This is a genomic window from Virgisporangium ochraceum, from assembly GCF_016863655.1.
GTDB classification, from domain to species: domain Bacteria; phylum Actinomycetota; class Actinomycetes; order Mycobacteriales; family Micromonosporaceae; genus Virgisporangium; species Virgisporangium ochraceum.
In genome coordinates, this window is record NZ_BOPH01000020.1 from 108,728 (window position 1) to 123,935 (window position 15,208).

17 protein-coding genes are annotated in these 15,208 nt (G+C 73.7%); 10 read left to right on the forward strand and 7 right to left on the reverse strand.

Annotated elements, in window-relative coordinates:
- Positions 1-229 precede the first annotated feature (229 nt).
- On the forward strand, positions 230-694 hold the full coding sequence (locus Voc01_RS08155; RefSeq protein WP_203926671.1) for a GrpB family protein: 465 nt from the start codon (positions 230-232) through the stop codon (positions 692-694).
- On the opposite strand, the gene Voc01_RS08160 is transcribed toward Voc01_RS08155, so the two are convergent.
- The 3 genes from Voc01_RS08160 to Voc01_RS08170 form a co-directional block, all read right to left on the reverse strand.
- Positions 643-1,752, reverse strand: coding sequence for a lipase family protein (locus Voc01_RS08160; RefSeq protein WP_203926672.1), 1,110 nt, complete (start codon positions 1,750-1,752; stop codon positions 643-645). The genes Voc01_RS08155 and Voc01_RS08160 overlap by 52 nt on opposite strands.
- Before the next feature lie 13 nt (positions 1,753-1,765).
- Complete coding sequence (locus tag Voc01_RS08165; RefSeq protein WP_203926673.1) at positions 1,766-3,172, reverse strand: MFS transporter; 1,407 nt, start codon at positions 3,170-3,172, stop codon at positions 1,766-1,768.
- A gap of 607 nt (positions 3,173-3,779) precedes the next feature.
- Entirely contained in the window at positions 3,780-5,735 is a 1,956-nt protein-coding gene (locus tag Voc01_RS08170) for a hypothetical protein (protein ID WP_203926674.1), read from the reverse strand.
- 136 nt (positions 5,736-5,871) lie between these two features.
- On the opposite strand from Voc01_RS08170, the gene Voc01_RS08175 reads away from it, so the two are divergent.
- The 5 genes from Voc01_RS08175 to Voc01_RS08195 all read left to right on the forward strand — a co-directional run bounded on the left by Voc01_RS08175 (position 5,872) and on the right by Voc01_RS08195 (position 10,153).
- Positions 5,872-6,480, forward strand: coding sequence for a nucleotidyltransferase domain-containing protein (locus tag Voc01_RS08175; RefSeq protein ID WP_203926675.1), 609 nt, complete (start codon positions 5,872-5,874; stop codon positions 6,478-6,480).
- Positions 6,481-6,485: 5 nt separating this feature from the next.
- Positions 6,486-7,154 carry a hypothetical protein gene (locus tag Voc01_RS08180; RefSeq protein WP_203926676.1) on the forward strand — a complete coding sequence of 223 codons (669 nt, stop codon included), beginning with the start codon at positions 6,486-6,488 and terminating at the stop codon, positions 7,152-7,154.
- 53 nt (positions 7,155-7,207) lie between these two features.
- On the forward strand, positions 7,208-8,182 hold the full coding sequence (locus Voc01_RS08185) for a phosphotriesterase family protein (RefSeq protein WP_203926677.1): 975 nt from the start codon (positions 7,208-7,210) through the stop codon (positions 8,180-8,182).
- The gene (locus tag Voc01_RS08190) at positions 8,179-9,687 is read left to right on the forward strand and encodes a class I adenylate-forming enzyme family protein (protein ID WP_203926678.1); all 1,509 of its coding nucleotides are present in this window, start codon (positions 8,179-8,181) and stop codon (positions 9,685-9,687) included. Before Voc01_RS08185 ends, Voc01_RS08190 begins: the two co-directional genes overlap by 4 nt.
- A 112-nt stretch (positions 9,688-9,799) precedes the next feature.
- Complete coding sequence (locus tag Voc01_RS08195) at positions 9,800-10,153, forward strand: hypothetical protein (protein ID WP_203926679.1); 354 nt, start codon at positions 9,800-9,802, stop codon at positions 10,151-10,153.
- 89 nt (positions 10,154-10,242) lie between these two features.
- On the opposite strand, the gene Voc01_RS08200 is transcribed toward Voc01_RS08195, so the two are convergent.
- The gene (locus Voc01_RS08200; protein WP_239160041.1) at positions 10,243-10,806 is read right to left on the reverse strand and encodes a hypothetical protein; all 564 of its coding nucleotides are present in this window, start codon (positions 10,804-10,806) and stop codon (positions 10,243-10,245) included.
- Between the two features lie 278 nt (positions 10,807-11,084).
- Between Voc01_RS08200 and Voc01_RS08205 the strand changes: the two genes are divergently transcribed.
- A complete protein-coding gene (locus tag Voc01_RS08205; RefSeq protein WP_203926680.1) occupies positions 11,085-11,723 on the forward strand; it encodes a hypothetical protein in 639 nt (212 codons plus the stop codon).
- Here the strand turns inward: Voc01_RS08205 and Voc01_RS08210 are convergent.
- Positions 11,704-12,306, reverse strand: coding sequence for a nucleotidyltransferase domain-containing protein (locus Voc01_RS08210; RefSeq protein ID WP_203926681.1), 603 nt, complete (start codon positions 12,304-12,306; stop codon positions 11,704-11,706). The two genes, Voc01_RS08205 and Voc01_RS08210, sit on opposite strands and share 20 nt — an antisense overlap.
- Positions 12,307-12,321: 15 nt before the next feature.
- Between Voc01_RS08210 and Voc01_RS08215 the strand changes: the two genes are divergently transcribed.
- Positions 12,322-12,729 carry a cupin domain-containing protein gene (locus Voc01_RS08215; RefSeq protein ID WP_203926682.1) on the forward strand — a complete coding sequence of 136 codons (408 nt, stop codon included), beginning with the start codon at positions 12,322-12,324 and terminating at the stop codon, positions 12,727-12,729.
- A 3-nt stretch (positions 12,730-12,732) separates the two neighbouring features.
- On the opposite strand, the gene Voc01_RS08220 is transcribed toward Voc01_RS08215, so the two are convergent.
- Positions 12,733-12,900, reverse strand: coding sequence for a hypothetical protein (locus Voc01_RS08220; protein ID WP_203926683.1), 168 nt, complete (start codon positions 12,898-12,900; stop codon positions 12,733-12,735).
- An 83-nt stretch (positions 12,901-12,983) separates the two neighbouring features.
- Here Voc01_RS08220 and Voc01_RS08225 point away from each other — a divergent pair, with 83 nt between their 5' ends.
- Entirely contained in the window at positions 12,984-13,895 is a 912-nt protein-coding gene (locus tag Voc01_RS08225; RefSeq protein ID WP_203926684.1) for a serine hydrolase domain-containing protein, read from the forward strand.
- Positions 13,896-14,093: 198 nt separating this feature from the next.
- Entirely contained in the window at positions 14,094-14,249 is a 156-nt protein-coding gene (locus tag Voc01_RS08230) for a hypothetical protein (protein ID WP_203926685.1), read from the forward strand.
- Here the strand turns inward: Voc01_RS08230 and Voc01_RS08235 are convergent.
- Positions 14,230-15,198, reverse strand: a complete 969-nt coding sequence (locus Voc01_RS08235) for an NAD(P)H-dependent flavin oxidoreductase (RefSeq protein WP_203926686.1) — start codon at positions 15,196-15,198, stop codon at positions 14,230-14,232. The two genes, Voc01_RS08230 and Voc01_RS08235, sit on opposite strands and share 20 nt — an antisense overlap.
- Positions 15,199-15,208: the final 10 nt, after the last annotated feature.

The window sequence follows — 15,208 nt, forward strand, 5'->3', positions numbered from 1 at the left end:
TGAACGGAGAACATCCGCGGGATTCTTGCGGCAAATCCGGCATCGATCAAGGACACGATGCGCGAAATTCGCCCTCATTCAAGCGCAATACCAACATAAGCCCACGTCAACCCGCTCCCGCGGCCCACGGACCAGCCACAACCCCCGACCGTGTGACCTTCATCACCGCATGTAACTGTTTCGATCACGAGCGCCGCAGCGATACAGCGCGAACCGCAGACTTGCGTACATGCTGCTGCGACCGGCCGACGAGCTGCTCGAACGGGCGGCCGCGATCCTCGCCGACGAACGGGCGCGCCTCGCCCCGCTGCTGCCGCCCCACGAGCTCGCGCTCACCGGCGGCAGCTCGGTGCCCGGCGCGCTCACGAAGGGCGACGTCGACCTGCACCTGCGGGTCGACCCGGCGCACTTCGCGACGACCGTCGCCGCGGCGCGCCGGGTCTACCGGGTCGTGCTCCCCGACATCTGGACCGGCACGCTCGCCACGTTCGAGGTGCCCGGTGCCGCGCTGCCGACCGGCGTCGCGGTGACGCCGGTCGGCTCCGAGCACGACGTGCGGTTCCGGGTCTGCTGGCGGCTCCTGTCGACCCGGGCCGACCTGCTCGCGGAGTACAACGCCATGAAGCGGGCCGCCGGCGCCGACTACGAGGTCCGTAAGAGCGCCTTCTTCGACCGGCTCGTCGCGATGAGCTGATCGGCCAGCCAGCGCACCGCGTCGCCGCTGCCGGCGAACGCGCCCGTCAGGTGGTCGGTGGTGGGCACGTCGGTCCAGGTGACGTCGGCGCCGAGGGCCAGGTAGGCGCCGTGCAGCCGGCGACCGACGGCGTACGGCACGATCTCGTCGTCGGGCACGTGGTACAGGTACACCGCCACCCCGGGGCGGCGCTGGCCGTTGCGTTCGCGTTCCAGCAGGACGCTCCAGGCCGGGTCCTCCCAGGCGTTGTCGCGGCCGGTGTGGTGGCGCAGCGGCTCGGGGTGCTCGACGATCAGGCCCACCACGTCGCGCTGGGCGGCCAGGTCGGCGGCCCGGCGGCCGTCGGCGGTGAGCACCGCGTCGAGGGCCGGGTCGCGGTGGGCGTGCGCCAGCCCGACGACCACGGCCAGCCCGAGGCCGGAGAACGGTCCGCCGTCGATCGCCTCGGCGACGGCCCGCAGGTCGGCCGGCACGCCGCCGGCGGCGACGCCGCGCACGTCGAGGTCGGGCGCGTAGCCGGGCTGCAGTTCCGCGGCCCAGCACGCGTTGCGGCCGCCCTCGGAGTAGCCCCACAGCAGAACGGGCGCGTCGCGGTCGAGGTCCGCGGTCAGGCCGCGGGCCGCCCGCACGATGTCGAGCATCGCGTGACCGCCGGGGAGGCCGGCGCCGTATGTGTGCGGGCCGGGCATGCCGTGGCCGTCGCCGTCGGTGACCGCGACCGCCCAGCCCCGGGCCAGCAGCGGGTCGAGCAGCGCCACCTCGGCCTCCCGGCCGTGCAGCATCAGGTGACCGGGTGCGGCGTCGCGGCTGAGCCCGTGCACGCCGACGCCGTAGCTGACGATCGGCCGCGGGCCGGGTCCGGGCCGCGCCGTGGCCGGCACGAGCACGGTTCCGGACACCGCGATCGCCTGGCCGCGGGCGCCGGTCGAGGCGTAGACGACCTGGTGCGCGTCGACCGCGGTCTCCAGCGCCAGCGTGACGCGGCGGGCGCGCAGCAGCCCGCCGGGCGGGCCGGGGTCGGCGACGGGCGCGTAGAAGGGGTCCTCACTGGGAATCATCGGTCGCTCTCTTTCACTGTCGGGGGGAGGTGAGCAGGGCGGTCAGCACGGCGAGAACGGCGAGCCCGCCCGCGATCGCGAACGCCGGGTGGAAGCCGGCCAGCAGCGCCTCGTTCATCGACGCGGCCGTCGGCGCGCGGTCCTCGGTGACCCGGGCGGCGACGGCGGCCAGCGCCGCGACGCCGAGCGTGCCGCCGACGGCCTGGAACGTGCTCAGCAACCCGGAGGCGATGCCGGCGTCGGGTTCGGCCACGTCGGTCATCGCCGCGGCCGCGTTCGCGACGAACGTGACGCCGACGCCGGCGCCCAGCCCGACGAGGCAGGGCAGCAGCAGCGCGACGTAGGAGGTGTCCCGGTCGAGGAGCACCAGGGCCAGCGCGGCGACGGCGGTGGCGGCGGTTCCGCCGAGCACGAGCGTCCGCGGTCCCACCTTCTGCACCAGACGGCGGGTGAGCACCGCGAACAGCAGCACCCCGACGCCGAGCGGCAGGAACCGCAGCCCGGCCTCGACCGGCCGCTGGCCGAGGACGTCCTGCAACGCGCGGCTGAGCAGGAAGAACGACGGGTACAGGCAGGCGAACAGCAGCCCGGCGACGACGTACGCGCCGAGCCGCACCCGGTGCCGCAGGAGCCCGAGCGGCAGCATCGGCTCGTCCACCCGCAGTTCGATCACGACGAACGCCGCGAGCAACGCGACGGCGGCGACCAGCGCGACCACCGACCACGGCTCGCCCCAGCCGTCGGTGCCGGCGCGGATGACCCCGTAGACCAGCGCCGTGAGCCCGGCGGTGCCGACGAGCGCTCCGGGCACGTCGACGCGGCGCCGCACCCCGGTCGACTCCGGCAGCACCCGCGGCGCGGCGGCCAGCAGGACCACCCCGATCGGCACGTTGACCAGGAACACCCAGCGCCACGACGCGGCCTGGGTCAGCAGCCCGCCCAGCACGAGGCCGAGGGTGATGCCGAGCCCGGCCATCGCACCGTAGGCGACCATCGCCCGGGTGCGCTGGCGGCCCAGCGGATAGAGCGTGGTGATCATCGACAGCGTGGTCGGTGTGGCCAGCGCCGCCCCGACGCCCTGGCCGACGCGGGCGGCGAGCACGAGCGCGGGGTCACCGGCCAGCCCACCGACCAGCGAGGACAGCGTGAACAGGCCGATGCCGGCCAGGAGCGTCTTCCGCCGCCCGATGAGGTCGCCGGTGCGACCGCCGACGAGCAGCAGGCCCGCGTAGGCGAGCGTGTAGGCGTCGATCATCCAGGCCAGCCCGGCGTTCGACAGGTCCAGGTCGCGCTGGATCGCCGGCAGGGCGAGGTTCACGATCGTCACGTCGAGCGTCGCCATGAGTTGGGCGACGCAGATGAGCGGAATGGCGAAGGCGCTGAGTCGCCGGGTAGGCGTCAGCGCGTCGACGGTTGTCACGAGGTCCTCCGTGGTTCAGGTGCGGTGCACCGACCACGGCGTTCCATCCCGTTCCACGGAGCCCGTTGTCCAGAACCCGACGCCCACCCCAGCCCTGCCCCACCGCCAACCAGCACCTCTCCTACCGCTCGCGGTGGCGCCGTTGTCGAGGCCCGCGCCGATCTTGCACTTGTGGCCGCTCTTATTTGCGGAAATGTCATGTTTTGAGGGCGGCCACAACTGCAAGATCGACGGAGAGGGGCGGCGTCAGCACCACCGGGGCGCTGACCGCACACGTCGGCGGGGCGCCGTGCGCCCACCCCGCCGCCCCGCCGTCCCACCGCCGCCCCACCGCCGACCGGTCCGCCGCCTGCCCCGCCGCCTGCCCCGCCGCCTGCCAGCCCCTGCCGCTCCCCGACGCCGCCTGTCCGCCCCCCAACCCTCCGCCGGCGATCTTGGAAACCTCTACATCGAAATCGATGCACAGCTGTCCAAGATCGCGGCGGAGGGAGCAGCGGGCGGGCGGCGTCGGGGAGCGGTAGGGGGGGCCGAGCGGCGGGCGGCCACGAACGGCCGCGGGCGGGCGGCGCAGGCGAGCGGCGCAGGCGAGCGGCGCAGGGTGATGGTGTCAAGCCGGGCGGTAGCTGCAGCGGACGCCCGTCGTGACGTGGGAGCGCAGCTCCTCGGCGATCACCGGGTCGCACCGGCCGACGCGGTCGAGCGCGCGGCGGATCGCCTTGCCGACCGACACCCGTGCCCGCTCCGTACCGCCGGCGAACTCACGGGTGCGCCCCCGCAGGCCGGTGGACGCGGCCAGCTCGTCGAGCAGCCAGGCACGCTCGTCGCGCAGGCGCTCGGCCCGCAGCAGGTCGTTGGCCTGCTCCAGCGCGTCGATCTCCGCCTGTAGGTGCGCCAGCCGGCGCTGGTAGGCGCGCCGGGCCACCTCGTCGAGGACCGGCTGGGCCGAGGCGGCGGCCTGCTCCGCGGTCACCCCTCCGGCGACGCGGTCGAGGGCCGCGCGACCGACCGCGAGCTCGACGGCCGGGATCTCCGCTCCCGGGTTGGCGATGAGCACCGCGAGGTACGCCATGCCGACGCTGTCGGGCACGACGGCCGCCCGCCGGCCCAGCTCGATCCGCCACCGGCCGCCGTGCCGCCGGCAGGTGACCGCCCGCGCCGGCGGCTGCGCGGCCGCCGGGTGCGTGGCGGCCGGGACCGCGTCGGGCAGCGCCATTCCCAGGTCGGATGCCTCCTGGCGGGCGGTACCCAGCTCGCGGCGCGCCTCGGCGGCGTCGCCGGGACCGGACCGCCGCGCCAGCGCCTGGGCCAGCCGGCTCCGGCTCAACGCGACCGCCGGGAAGTGACCCAGCGCCCAGTTGTCCCGGACGGCGGCCCGCAGGTGGCGCACGGCCACGTCGAGGTCGCCGGTCGTCAGGGCGGCCACGCCGAGCGCGTGCCGGGTCGACCCGAAGCAGGTCACGCCGAGGCTCGCGACCATCGGCAGGTGCGCGAACGGGGCGAGCAGCCGGTACGCCGAGGCCGCCGTGCCGGCGTCGTCGAGGGCGGCCGCCGCCTCGACCGCGCCGTACATCGTGACGAGCCAGCTGCTCGACCGGGGCAGCGCGCCCAGGTCGTCCCCCACGAGGCGCGCGAGCGCACCGGTCGCCTGCCGCCGGTCCCCCGACAGCGCGCAGACGGCCGCGAGCGCCGCGAGGTGCGAGTTGTCGACGGCGCTGAACGTGGGCGAGTGGACCTGGTGCGTGAGCATCGGGATCAGCTCGGCCGACCGGCCCTGGAACCAGCGCAGCGCGATGAGGTGCGCGCCGTACCAGCCCGTGACGTCGACGTCGCCGGCGCGGTGGCCCTGCTCGGCACACGCGACCGCCAACGCCTCCGCCTCGGCGAAGGCGCCCTCGCGCAGCCGCAGCATCACGGTGACCGCCCGCTCGACGAACCGGATCGCGAGGTGCTCGGCCCGCGCCAGCTCCGCCTGCAGGTCGGCCAGGGCTCGTTCGGCGTGCGGGTGGGCGGTGAGCAGCAGGTCGACGGCGTGCCAGAGCAGGCCGGTGAGCTGGTCGGAGCGCCGCTTCGTGACGAGGCTCTGCGCGATCAGGTCGCGGCTGAGGGCCAGCCTCCGTTCGCCGTGCTCGGGGCCGAGCAGGCAGTGGTGGGCGAGGCTCAGCGCCTCGGCGAGGGCGACCGGGTCGCCCGCGGCGCGCGCCTCGTCGAGGCGGCCGAGCACGTCGTCGGAGGTGCCGGCGCGGTAGTCGGTCTCGGCGGCGAGCCGCACGCGCAACCGCAGCGCCAGCGTCGACGCGGGGTCGACCACCGACAGGGCGTACCGCAGGCGGCTCTCCACCAGCGCCGCGGCGGTCGCGCTGCGCTGCTCGTGCACCCACATGCCGCCGAAGCCGAGCGCGGCGAGGCCGGTGCGCTCGGCGTCGCCGTCGGCGTCCGCGGCGCGGAAGGCCGCGTCGAACCGGACGCGGCTCGCGGCAAGATCTCCGTGGACCTCGAGCGCGCGCACCGCACCGGCCAGTGTGGACAGCTGGCTGACCTGCGGCAGCGTGTCGGCGTGGACCATGCACGGATAGTGCCATCACATTCACCGGCGCGCCCCGTCATGATCACGACAGGACGGGCACGCAACCGGTTGCGACCGTCGCTGGTCGCGGACAAATGGGCTGCGCGTTGATCCGTTCCAGGGCAGGCTGGCCGGAATGGACGATCCCGTCGCGTATGTGCGCAAGCTCCTCCGGGGCCTCCCGGTCCCCTGGTACCTGTGCGGTGGCTGGTCCGTCGACGCCTGGCTCGGCCGGCGCACGCGCGACCACTTCGACGTCGACATCGCGGTCCTCCACCACGACCAGGCCGCCGTGTTCCGGCACCTCGAGGGCTGGGCGCTGGTGGGACACGACCCGAACGTGCCCGACGACACGTCCGAGCCGTGGACCGGCCGGCACCTCGACATGCCCGCCCACGTCCACGTGCCGACCGCGGCGAGCCCGCTCGCGCAGCCCGGCACGGTGCGGCACAGCGCGGTCGAGTTCGAGTTCCTGTTCAACGAGCGGGCCGGCGACGACCTGGTGCTCGGTCACGGAGTCACGGTGCCGGTGGCGCTGGCGGTGAGCGAGACCCCGACGGGCGTGCCGGCGTTCACGCCGGAGGTCGTGCTGTTCTACAAGGGCGTCGACCACGTCCGTCCACGCGACCAGGCCGACTTCGACGCGCTGGCGCCCACGCTCGGCCCGGAGCGGCGGTCGTGGCTGCACGACGCGCTGCGCCGCACCGACCCGGGTCATCCGTGGCTCGCGCCTATCGCAGAATGAATGACATGGATCCCGTTGACCTCGACCCGTTCCCGGTGGTGTGGGAGCGCTGGAGCGTCCTCGCCGCGGTCGACGCGGCCGCTACCCGGGGTGAGGACCACAACCCCGACGGCGCCAGCGGCACCTACTACTTCCCCGACGTCGTCGGCCTGGGCTCGTACGACCACGGCGGCTCGTGGGCGCAGCTCGTTCCGGTCGACGACGGCCGGGCCGTCCTGTTCGGGTACGACCGCGACTACACGCGGCCGGAGCCCACGGCCGGCGACGCCGCGCCGGAATGGGCGCGGGCGGTGGTCGACGACCCCCGCGTGTGGGAGGAGACCAAGTACCACCTGCACCGCGACCGCCAGGCCCCGCGCTACCTGTACTGGTACGACGGCGCCTCCTGGTTCCGCGAGCGGGCCGACGGGGACGACGGCCGCATCGACGAGGTGTTCGACGCCGAGCAGACGCCCCTCGTCCTCCACGACCTGCTCACCCAGGACCTCGAGTACGACCCGGCCGACGACGACGAGGACGACGAGGTCCGCGCGGCCATCGGGCGGCTGGTGGACGCCGCACACGCCCGTCGCGTCGACGCCGCCGCCGTGGCCGCGTTCCTCGGGCGCGCCGACGTCGACGTGGCACCGGCCGTCGCGATGGCGCGGCGGCTGGGGATCGCCGCAGCCCCTTGATCCACGCGGGCGGAGCGCGCAGTCTGGGGTGACCCCGACCGAAGGGCACCGCCATGCCAACCGTCGAAACAGTCAAGGGACCCGTCGAGGTCGACGCGCTCGGCCCGACGCTCATGCACGAGCACGTGTTCGTCGTGTCGACCGAGCACCTCAACAACTACGGCACCGGCTCGTGGTGGGACGAGGAGACCCGCGTCGCCGACGCCGTCGCGAAGCTGAACTCGGTGCGCGCCAAGGGGATCAGCACGATCGTCGACCCCACGGTGTGGGGGCTGGGCCGGTACATCCCGCGCATCCAGCGCATCGCCGCACAGGTCGACGTGAACATCGTCGTCGCCACCGGGCTGTACGCGTACGAGGAGCTGCCGCACCAGTACGAGCACCGCGGTCCCGGTCTGCTGCTCGACATTCCCGAGCCGATGGTCACCGACTTCACCCGCGACATCGTCGACGGGATCGCCGACACCGGCGTGAAGGCCGCGTTCCTCAAGTGCTGCGTCGACGCGGCCGGGCTGACCCACGGCGTCGAGCGGATCGCGCGGGCGGTGGCCCGCACGAGCGTCGACACGGGTGCGCCGATCACCGTGCACACGTCGTCGCCGGCGCAGAGCGGCCGGCTGGCCGTCGACCTGTTCCGCAAGGAGGGGGTGGACCTCACGAAGGTCGTCGTCGGGCACGCCGGTGACAGCAACGACCTGGACTACCTGATGGAGCTCGCCGACACGGGTGCCACGCTCGGCATGGACCGGTTCGGGCTCGACCTGTACAACCCGACCGCCGACCGGGTCCGCACCATCGCCGCGCTCGCCGACCGCGGCTACGCCGACCGGATGGTGCTCTCCCACGACGCGTCCTGTTACATCGACTACTTCGGCGACATGCACGACGCCGTGCACGAGGCGGCCGCGCCGAACTGGCACTACGAGCACATCAGCGACGACGTGCTGCCGGCGCTGCGCGAGGCGGGCGTCACCGAGGCGCAGGTGCGGCAGATGCTCGTCGACAACCCGCGCCGGTACTTCTCGTGACGTCGCCGTTCGACACCACCGGAACCACCGTCGGCTCCGACGGGATCCGGCGCTACGACGGGCTTCCCGGCAGTCTCGTGGAGCTGTTGCGCGGGGCGGTAGCGCGCAGTGCCGGCAGCGGGGCCGGGCGCGAGGCCGTCGTCGAGCTCGGCGGCGTCCGCCTCACGTTTCAAGAGCTGTGGGACGCGGCGGCGCGCGTTTCCGGTGGGTTGCGCTCGGCGGGCGTGCGGGGCGGCGACCGGGTGGCGATCCGGCTCGGCAACGGCGCCGACTGGGTGGTGGCGTTCTTCGGGACCGTGCTCGCCGGCGCGATCGTGGTGCCGGTCAACACGCGCTTCTCCGACGAGGAGGTGGCGTACGTCGTCGGTGACAGCGGCGCCGCGTTCACGTTCGTCCCGGGAGAGCCGCTGCCGGACGGCGAGCCGTACGTCGCCGACGACCCGGCGCCCGACGACCCGGCCGCGATCTTCTATACGAGTGGTACCACCGGTTTCCCGAAGGGCGCGGTGACCACGCACGCCAACTTCCTGTCCAACTGCGAGACCTGCCGGCGGGTGCTGGGCCTGGAGCGGCACGAGCCGATCCGCACGCTCGTGTCGGTGCCGCTGTTCCACGTGACCGGCTGCAACAGCCAACTGCTCGTGGCGGTGTACCTCGGCGGCACCACGGTGGTGATGCCGCAGTTCGAGGTGAACGCGTTCCTCGACGCGATCGCGGCCGAGCGCATCGACATCCTCACGACGGTGCCGGCCATCTACTGGCTGGCGATCAGCCAGCCGCGCTTCGCCGACGTCGACGTGTCGGGGGTGCGCAACCTCTCCTACGGCGGCGCGCCGATCGCGCCCGACCTCGTGGGCCGGCTCGTGAAAGCCTTCCCCCGGGCCCGGGTCGGCAACGGGTTCGGGCTCACCGAGACCTCGAGCGTCACGTCGTACCTGCCGCACGCGTACGTCGAGCACGCCGACTCCGTCGGCTTCGCCGCGCCCGTCTGCGACGTGCGCATCGACTCGCCGTCGCCGGACGGGGTCGGCGAACTGCTGGTGCGCGGTCCGAACATCGTCGCCGGTTACTGGAACAAGCCGGCCGAGACGGCGGAGGCGTTCGTCGACGGCTGGCTGCACACCGGCGACCTCGCCCGCATCGACGACCGGGGCCTCATCTACATCGTCGACCGGCTCAAGGACATGATCAACCGGGGTGGCGAGAACGTGTACTGCGTCGAGGTCGAGAACGCGCTCGCCGGTGCGCCGGGCGTGTTCGAGGCCGCGGTCGTGGGCGTGCCCGACGACATGATGGGCGAGAAGGTGGGTGCCGTCCTGGTTCCGGCTCCGGGCGCCGGCATCGACGTCGCGGCCGTACTGTCCTATCTGGACGGTCGCGTCGCGCGGTTCAAGGTGCCGCAGTACGTCGCTGTCCGCGCCGAACCGCTCCCCCGCAACCCGGGCGGCAAGATCCTCAAACGCAGGGTCCGCGACGAGACCGACTGGGGCGACCCGCTGCGCTGACCCACTCCCGCTGATCTACGCCCACCGACGTACACCGACCCACGCTCCCCGACGGACGCCTCCGCGCCGGCGCCGCACCACCCTTGGTCCCATCCGGATCGAGGAGGGCGACGTGCGGCGACTGACGGTGGCGGGACTGGTGGTGGGCGCGATCGGGATCGCGGTGCTGTGGGCGGCCGGGGTGGAGTTCCCGTTCTACCCGCCGCCGGGGCTGCTGATCCTGGGCGCGGGTGCGGCGTTCGTGGCGCTGGCCCGGTGGAGGCGGGCGCCGGCGGTCGGTGCGTTCCTGGGGTTGTTCGTGCTCGCCGGGTTCGTGCTGTCGAGCGTGGTGAGCGGCGCGGGCACCGGAAACCTGACCGGTGACGCGGGCGCGGGCGGGGTGGTCGGATCGGTCGTGCAACTGGCCGGCGCGGGGCTCGCGCTGGTGGCCGGGGTGCTGGCGGTGCGCCGGTCCCCCGCGTCGTGAACGCGGAACCGGCCGGCCCTGAACGCGGGCCGGCCCTGGACGCGGAACTGGCCGCCCCGATCCGGGGCGGCCAGTTCCGTCATGGGCGGTTACCCGCGCAGCAGGGCCAGGATCTGGTTGAGCAGCCCCACGAGCTGGGTCAGCGGCCCGCCACCGTCGAGGATTCCGACGATCGCGCACAGCAGGTTGCCGAGCAGGTTTCCGGCACCCGGAACCGCGGTGATGTTCAGGACGACGCGGTCGAGGTGCACCACGAGCCCGAGCAGGTCGAGGTCCAGCGGCCCGAGAACCAGGTCGAGAACCTCACACCCGATCGCGTTGACCTGGTTGACCTCGAAGGTCTGGTTCTGCGACACGGCACGCGAGGTGCCGTCGGCGCTGACCAGGGTGCCTTCGAGCAGGCCGTTGGCGAGGGTGCGGTCACCGTCGGCGGTGAACTCCGACGGCACGAACGTACCGGTGAACGTCCCGGCGCCGGCGGCGTCGGTGAACGTGCCGGTGACCTGCGACGTCATCGAGCCCAGGGGGCTCGCCTTCGCGGTCGGGGCGGCCGGTGCGGCTGACGCGGGCGACGCGAACACTGCGAACGTCCCGGTCAGGAGGAGGGCAAGGACAGCCGCGGTGAGCTGAACTAGCCGGCCGGATCGGTTCATCTTTCCTCCTTCAGCTGTTTTTCGGTCCGTTCAGTCGTGCCCGCCCTCCGGATGACGAAACGAGACAAACAGGTGCGCAATCCCATAGATCATCCGTGTTGCGTTCTCCAAGATCAAAACGATGGCCGCGAATGCCGGTGGAGTTCCGACGGCGCTCGCCGCGGTGTCCACGAGGGACCTCCTCGTCACGTGGTCGCGGCCCGCCCGCGACCGGCGACCTCCGGTGGACGAGCGCGAACCGGTCCTCGCGCACGCGGGCCGACCGGCAGAATGGGTCGATGACGTCCGATGCGTTCTGGATCCGGGTCGTCAGCCTGGCCTCGGCGGTCGTCGTCGCCGGCACGGCGCTGTACCTCGTGATCTGGTCCGGTCGCGACGACCCGCCCGTGGACCCGCCCGTGGACCCGACGGCGGTCGCCCGCGACCGCGACGAGCTCGAGCGGATCTGCGGCGCGGGCCGCCGCGGGTTCGGTGGCGCTCCGGCATACGGAGGCGCGGGACCGCACGCGATCGTGGTGTTCGGCCCCGCCGGCACCGGTTTCACCGGGGGTCATCCGTCCTTCGACCAGCACGACCCCGACCGGTGGAACGTGCCGAAGGTGGACACCGTGCAGCTCGTCGGGTGCCTGACCCCGGGCGGACCGACCTCCGCTCCGCCGTGGACGTGCGAGGACACGGCCGGCGGCACGTTCACCCTGTACCAGGGTCGCCATCGGCTCGACGTCTACGCGGTCTCCACGGCCCGCCCGGTCAGGACCCTTCCCATCGACGGCAGCCTGGGCTGTCCCACCGGCGCGTCCATGGGGGCCGTCCAGGCCGTGCAGGCCGACCCTCCGTTGTTCGGCCGTATCACCCTGCCCGACTACGAGAGCTACACCACCGCGCTGGACCGCCTGATCAACGCGACGGTCGGCTGAGCGCGGCCCGCCACGGGTGGTCGGGGTGCACCAGGGCCAGGGCGTCGTCGAGCCAGGCCCTGCGCCGCGTGTCGAGCAGGGGCAGCACGCCGGCGAAGTCGGCCTCGTCCTTGTCCCGTCGGGCCTTCGCCTTGAACAGGAGCGCGATCTCCGGTGCCAGGTAAGGGATCCCGTCGGCGTCGTGCTCGACGAGGTCGGCGAAGGGCATGCGGATGCGGGGATCCCGGCGGCAGATCCAGACGTCGCCCTCGTGCGGCTCGCGGAAGACGTCGAACCGCCACCGGCCGACCGACGGCTCCCAGGCCCAGGTCTGGTGCTCCTCGCGCAGGGTGCGTTCGGTGGCCGGGTGCACCACGCCGTCGCACGGCACCCAGAAGTCCAGCTCGCCGAAGCGGGCCGCCACGTCGGGCCACCGCGCGGCCGGGACGGTGAACTCGAGGTCGCCGTGCGGACGGGTCTGCCCGCCGCGGAACAGGTCGAGCGCCCAGCCGGCGGCCACGCACCAGGGCAGATCGATGCCCGCGAGCCGGGCGGCCACCTGCCGGGGCGACCACGCGTCCCAGGCGTCGATGTCGGGGGTCACCGGCACAATGGTGTCATGGCGGACCAGTGGCACCAGCCCATTCGGCACGTCCGGGGCGCCGACCTCAGCGGCGACACCGGGCAGACGGCCGGGATGACCCGGCTCGAGGCGATCTCCGGGAAGACCGTCGGATCGTCGCGGCTCTGGATGGGGCGCACGCACGTCGCCGCTGGCACGTCGTCTGGCGACCACCACCACGGCGACACCGAGACCGCCATCTACGTCGTGTCGGGCCGGCCGGTGTTCGTGTTCGCGGAGGGTGGGGCGGAGGTGCGCGTCGAGACCGGTCCGGGCGACTACATCTTCGTGCCGCCGTTCACGCCGCACCGGGAGGAGAACCCCGGCGCCGAGGAGGCGGTCGTCGTGATCGCGCGCAGCAGCCAGGCGGCGGTCGTGGTGAACCTGCCCAGCCTGTGGGCCTGACCCCTACGCGTCGGTGACGCGGGCGACCACCGTGCCGAGCAGCGCGGCCACCGCGACGAGCAGCACCTTGGTCACCGCGCCCATGCCCTGCAGGCGGGGATGGGTCAGGCGCCCGAGCGCCCCGATGCCGACACCCACGAGGAGGGCCGCCGTGATGCCCGACACGATCATGGCTGGTCCTGCCTCCGGGTGAGCCGACTGGTACACCCCTGGCCTGCCCAGCGCGGCCGCCCGCAAACCTGCATGCTGGCTGGATGCTCACGGAGATCTGCCGCGACCTCGACCACGACCTGCGCACCCGGCCGGAGTTCGCCCACACCTCCCACTTCCGGGTGGAGGTCGACGGTCGCGTGCTGCACGACGCGCACTACCACGGTCCCGATGTCGCCGATGTGTTCTCCGTGACCAAGACCGTCGTCGCGACGCTCGCCGGCATCGCCGTGCGCGACGGCCTGCTGCCCGACCTCGACCGCCCGGTGGCGACGATCCTCGACGTCCCCGACCGCGGGCAGACCCTGCGGCACCTGCTCACGATGACCCGGGGCGCGCGCACCGACGGACCGTACGAGATCGACGAGGTCATGGCGCTGCCCGGCGGCTGGGTCGACCGGGTCGCCGCAGCCCCGCAGGTGTCGCCGCCCGGCGCGGCGTTCCGGTACGACAACGGGGCCGCGCACCTGTTCGGCGCCGCGCTCGCCCGGCTCGTCGGCCGGCCGCTGTCGCAGTACGCCGCCGAGAGGCTGTTCGCCCCGCTGGGCATCACGCGGTGGCACTGGCCCAGCGACCCGGACGGCGTCGACTACGGCTTCGCCCACCTGCGGCTGTCGGCGGCCGACCTGGCGGTGCTGGGCAACGCCTGGATGCGCGGACGGCTCGTCGACGCCGGGTTCGCCCATGCGATGGTCACGCCGCGCAGCGAGGGCGGGCCGCCGGAGGGCCACCGCTACGGGTACCTCACCTGGATCGACGGGCACGGCTTCTTCGCCGGCGGCTGGGCCGGCCAGCACGTCACGGTCGTGCCGGCGGCGCGGGCCGTCGTGGTCACGACGGGGGACCCGCGGTTCGACCCCGGCCCGCCGCCGACCGACGCGCTGGCACCGGGCTGGCGGCCCGCGCGCGACCTCGTCACCGGGCGTCTGGTCCCCGCGCTGCTGGACGCCGCATGACCGCAACCGACCGTGAGGAGCCATATTTCACAACGCCATCCGGCGTCGGACATCCGGTGCGTCGGGACGCGTGAGTGAATGCGGCACAGTCTTCTTCGCGGAGAACGGGGCCTCTACTCTGGTGACCCCACGGACACCCTCCGTGCCGTCGGTTACGGCGAAGTCCCGACGTACGTTCAACGAGAACGAGGCCGAGACATGAAGAAGCTCCTCAAGCCAGCCGCCATCGGACTCCTCATTTTCATGATCGCTTTCCGGCCCAGCGAGTCGGCGCAGGCCGTCAAGAACATGGTCGGCGTCCTGGGCGACGCCGCGAACGGCGCCGTGCAGTTCGTCACCGGGGTCCTCGCGTAGCAGCCGCCAACGCCTCCGCGGCGCCGTCGGCCAGCGAGACGACGAGGTCGGCCGCCGACGGCACGTCGGTGATGAGGTCGACGGACTCGCCGGCCCATCGCGGCAGCGCGGGGATGACGCCCCGCGCGACATCGTCCTCATAGGACAGTCGGGCACCGGGGTCGGCGGCGAGGTCGGCCTCGCGGCCCCGCCAGCGGTCGAGGTACGGATGGCCGAGCGTGCGGGCCGTGTACCGCTCCGGCCACGCCGATCCGCGGGCGAGGTCGAGCACCCGGTTGCGTTCGGTGTCCTCCGCGCGTCCCGCGACGATCGCCTCGACGGTCGCGGGGTCGACCAGGGCCTCCGCGGTCGCCTGGAACCGGGTGCCCACCAGCGCTCCGGCCGCGCCCAGGGCCAGCGCCGCGGCCACGCCCCGCCCGTCGGCGATCCCGCCGGCCGCCAGCACCGGGGTCGGCGCCACCAGATCGACGACGACGGGCACGAACGGCAGCGTCGACCGTCCGCGCCGGGCACCGTGCCCGCCGGCCTCCGTGCCCTGCGCCACGATCACGTCGGCGCCCACATCGACCGCCCGCCGGGCCTCGTCCAGGTCGGTGGCCTGCACGATCAGGATCGCGCCGACCGCGCGCACCGCCCCGGCGAACGGCGCCGGGTCGCCGAAGGACAGCATGACCGCCCGGGGGCCGTACTCCAGCGCGTGTCGGACCGCGTCCACGCCCGCCGCCCAGGCCAGGAACCCCACTCCCCACGGCAGGTCCGGCCGCGCGGCGGCGAGCGGCAGTTCGCGGTCCATCCACTCCGGGTCGCCCGGACCGGCGCCCACCATGCCGAGCCCGCCACCGCGCGACACGGCCGCCGCCAGCGCACCGCCGGCCGAGCCGCCCATCGGCGCCAGCGCGATGGGGTGACGCACGCCGAGCAGCTCGGTGAACCGCGTTCGCAGAACCATGCCAGCGATC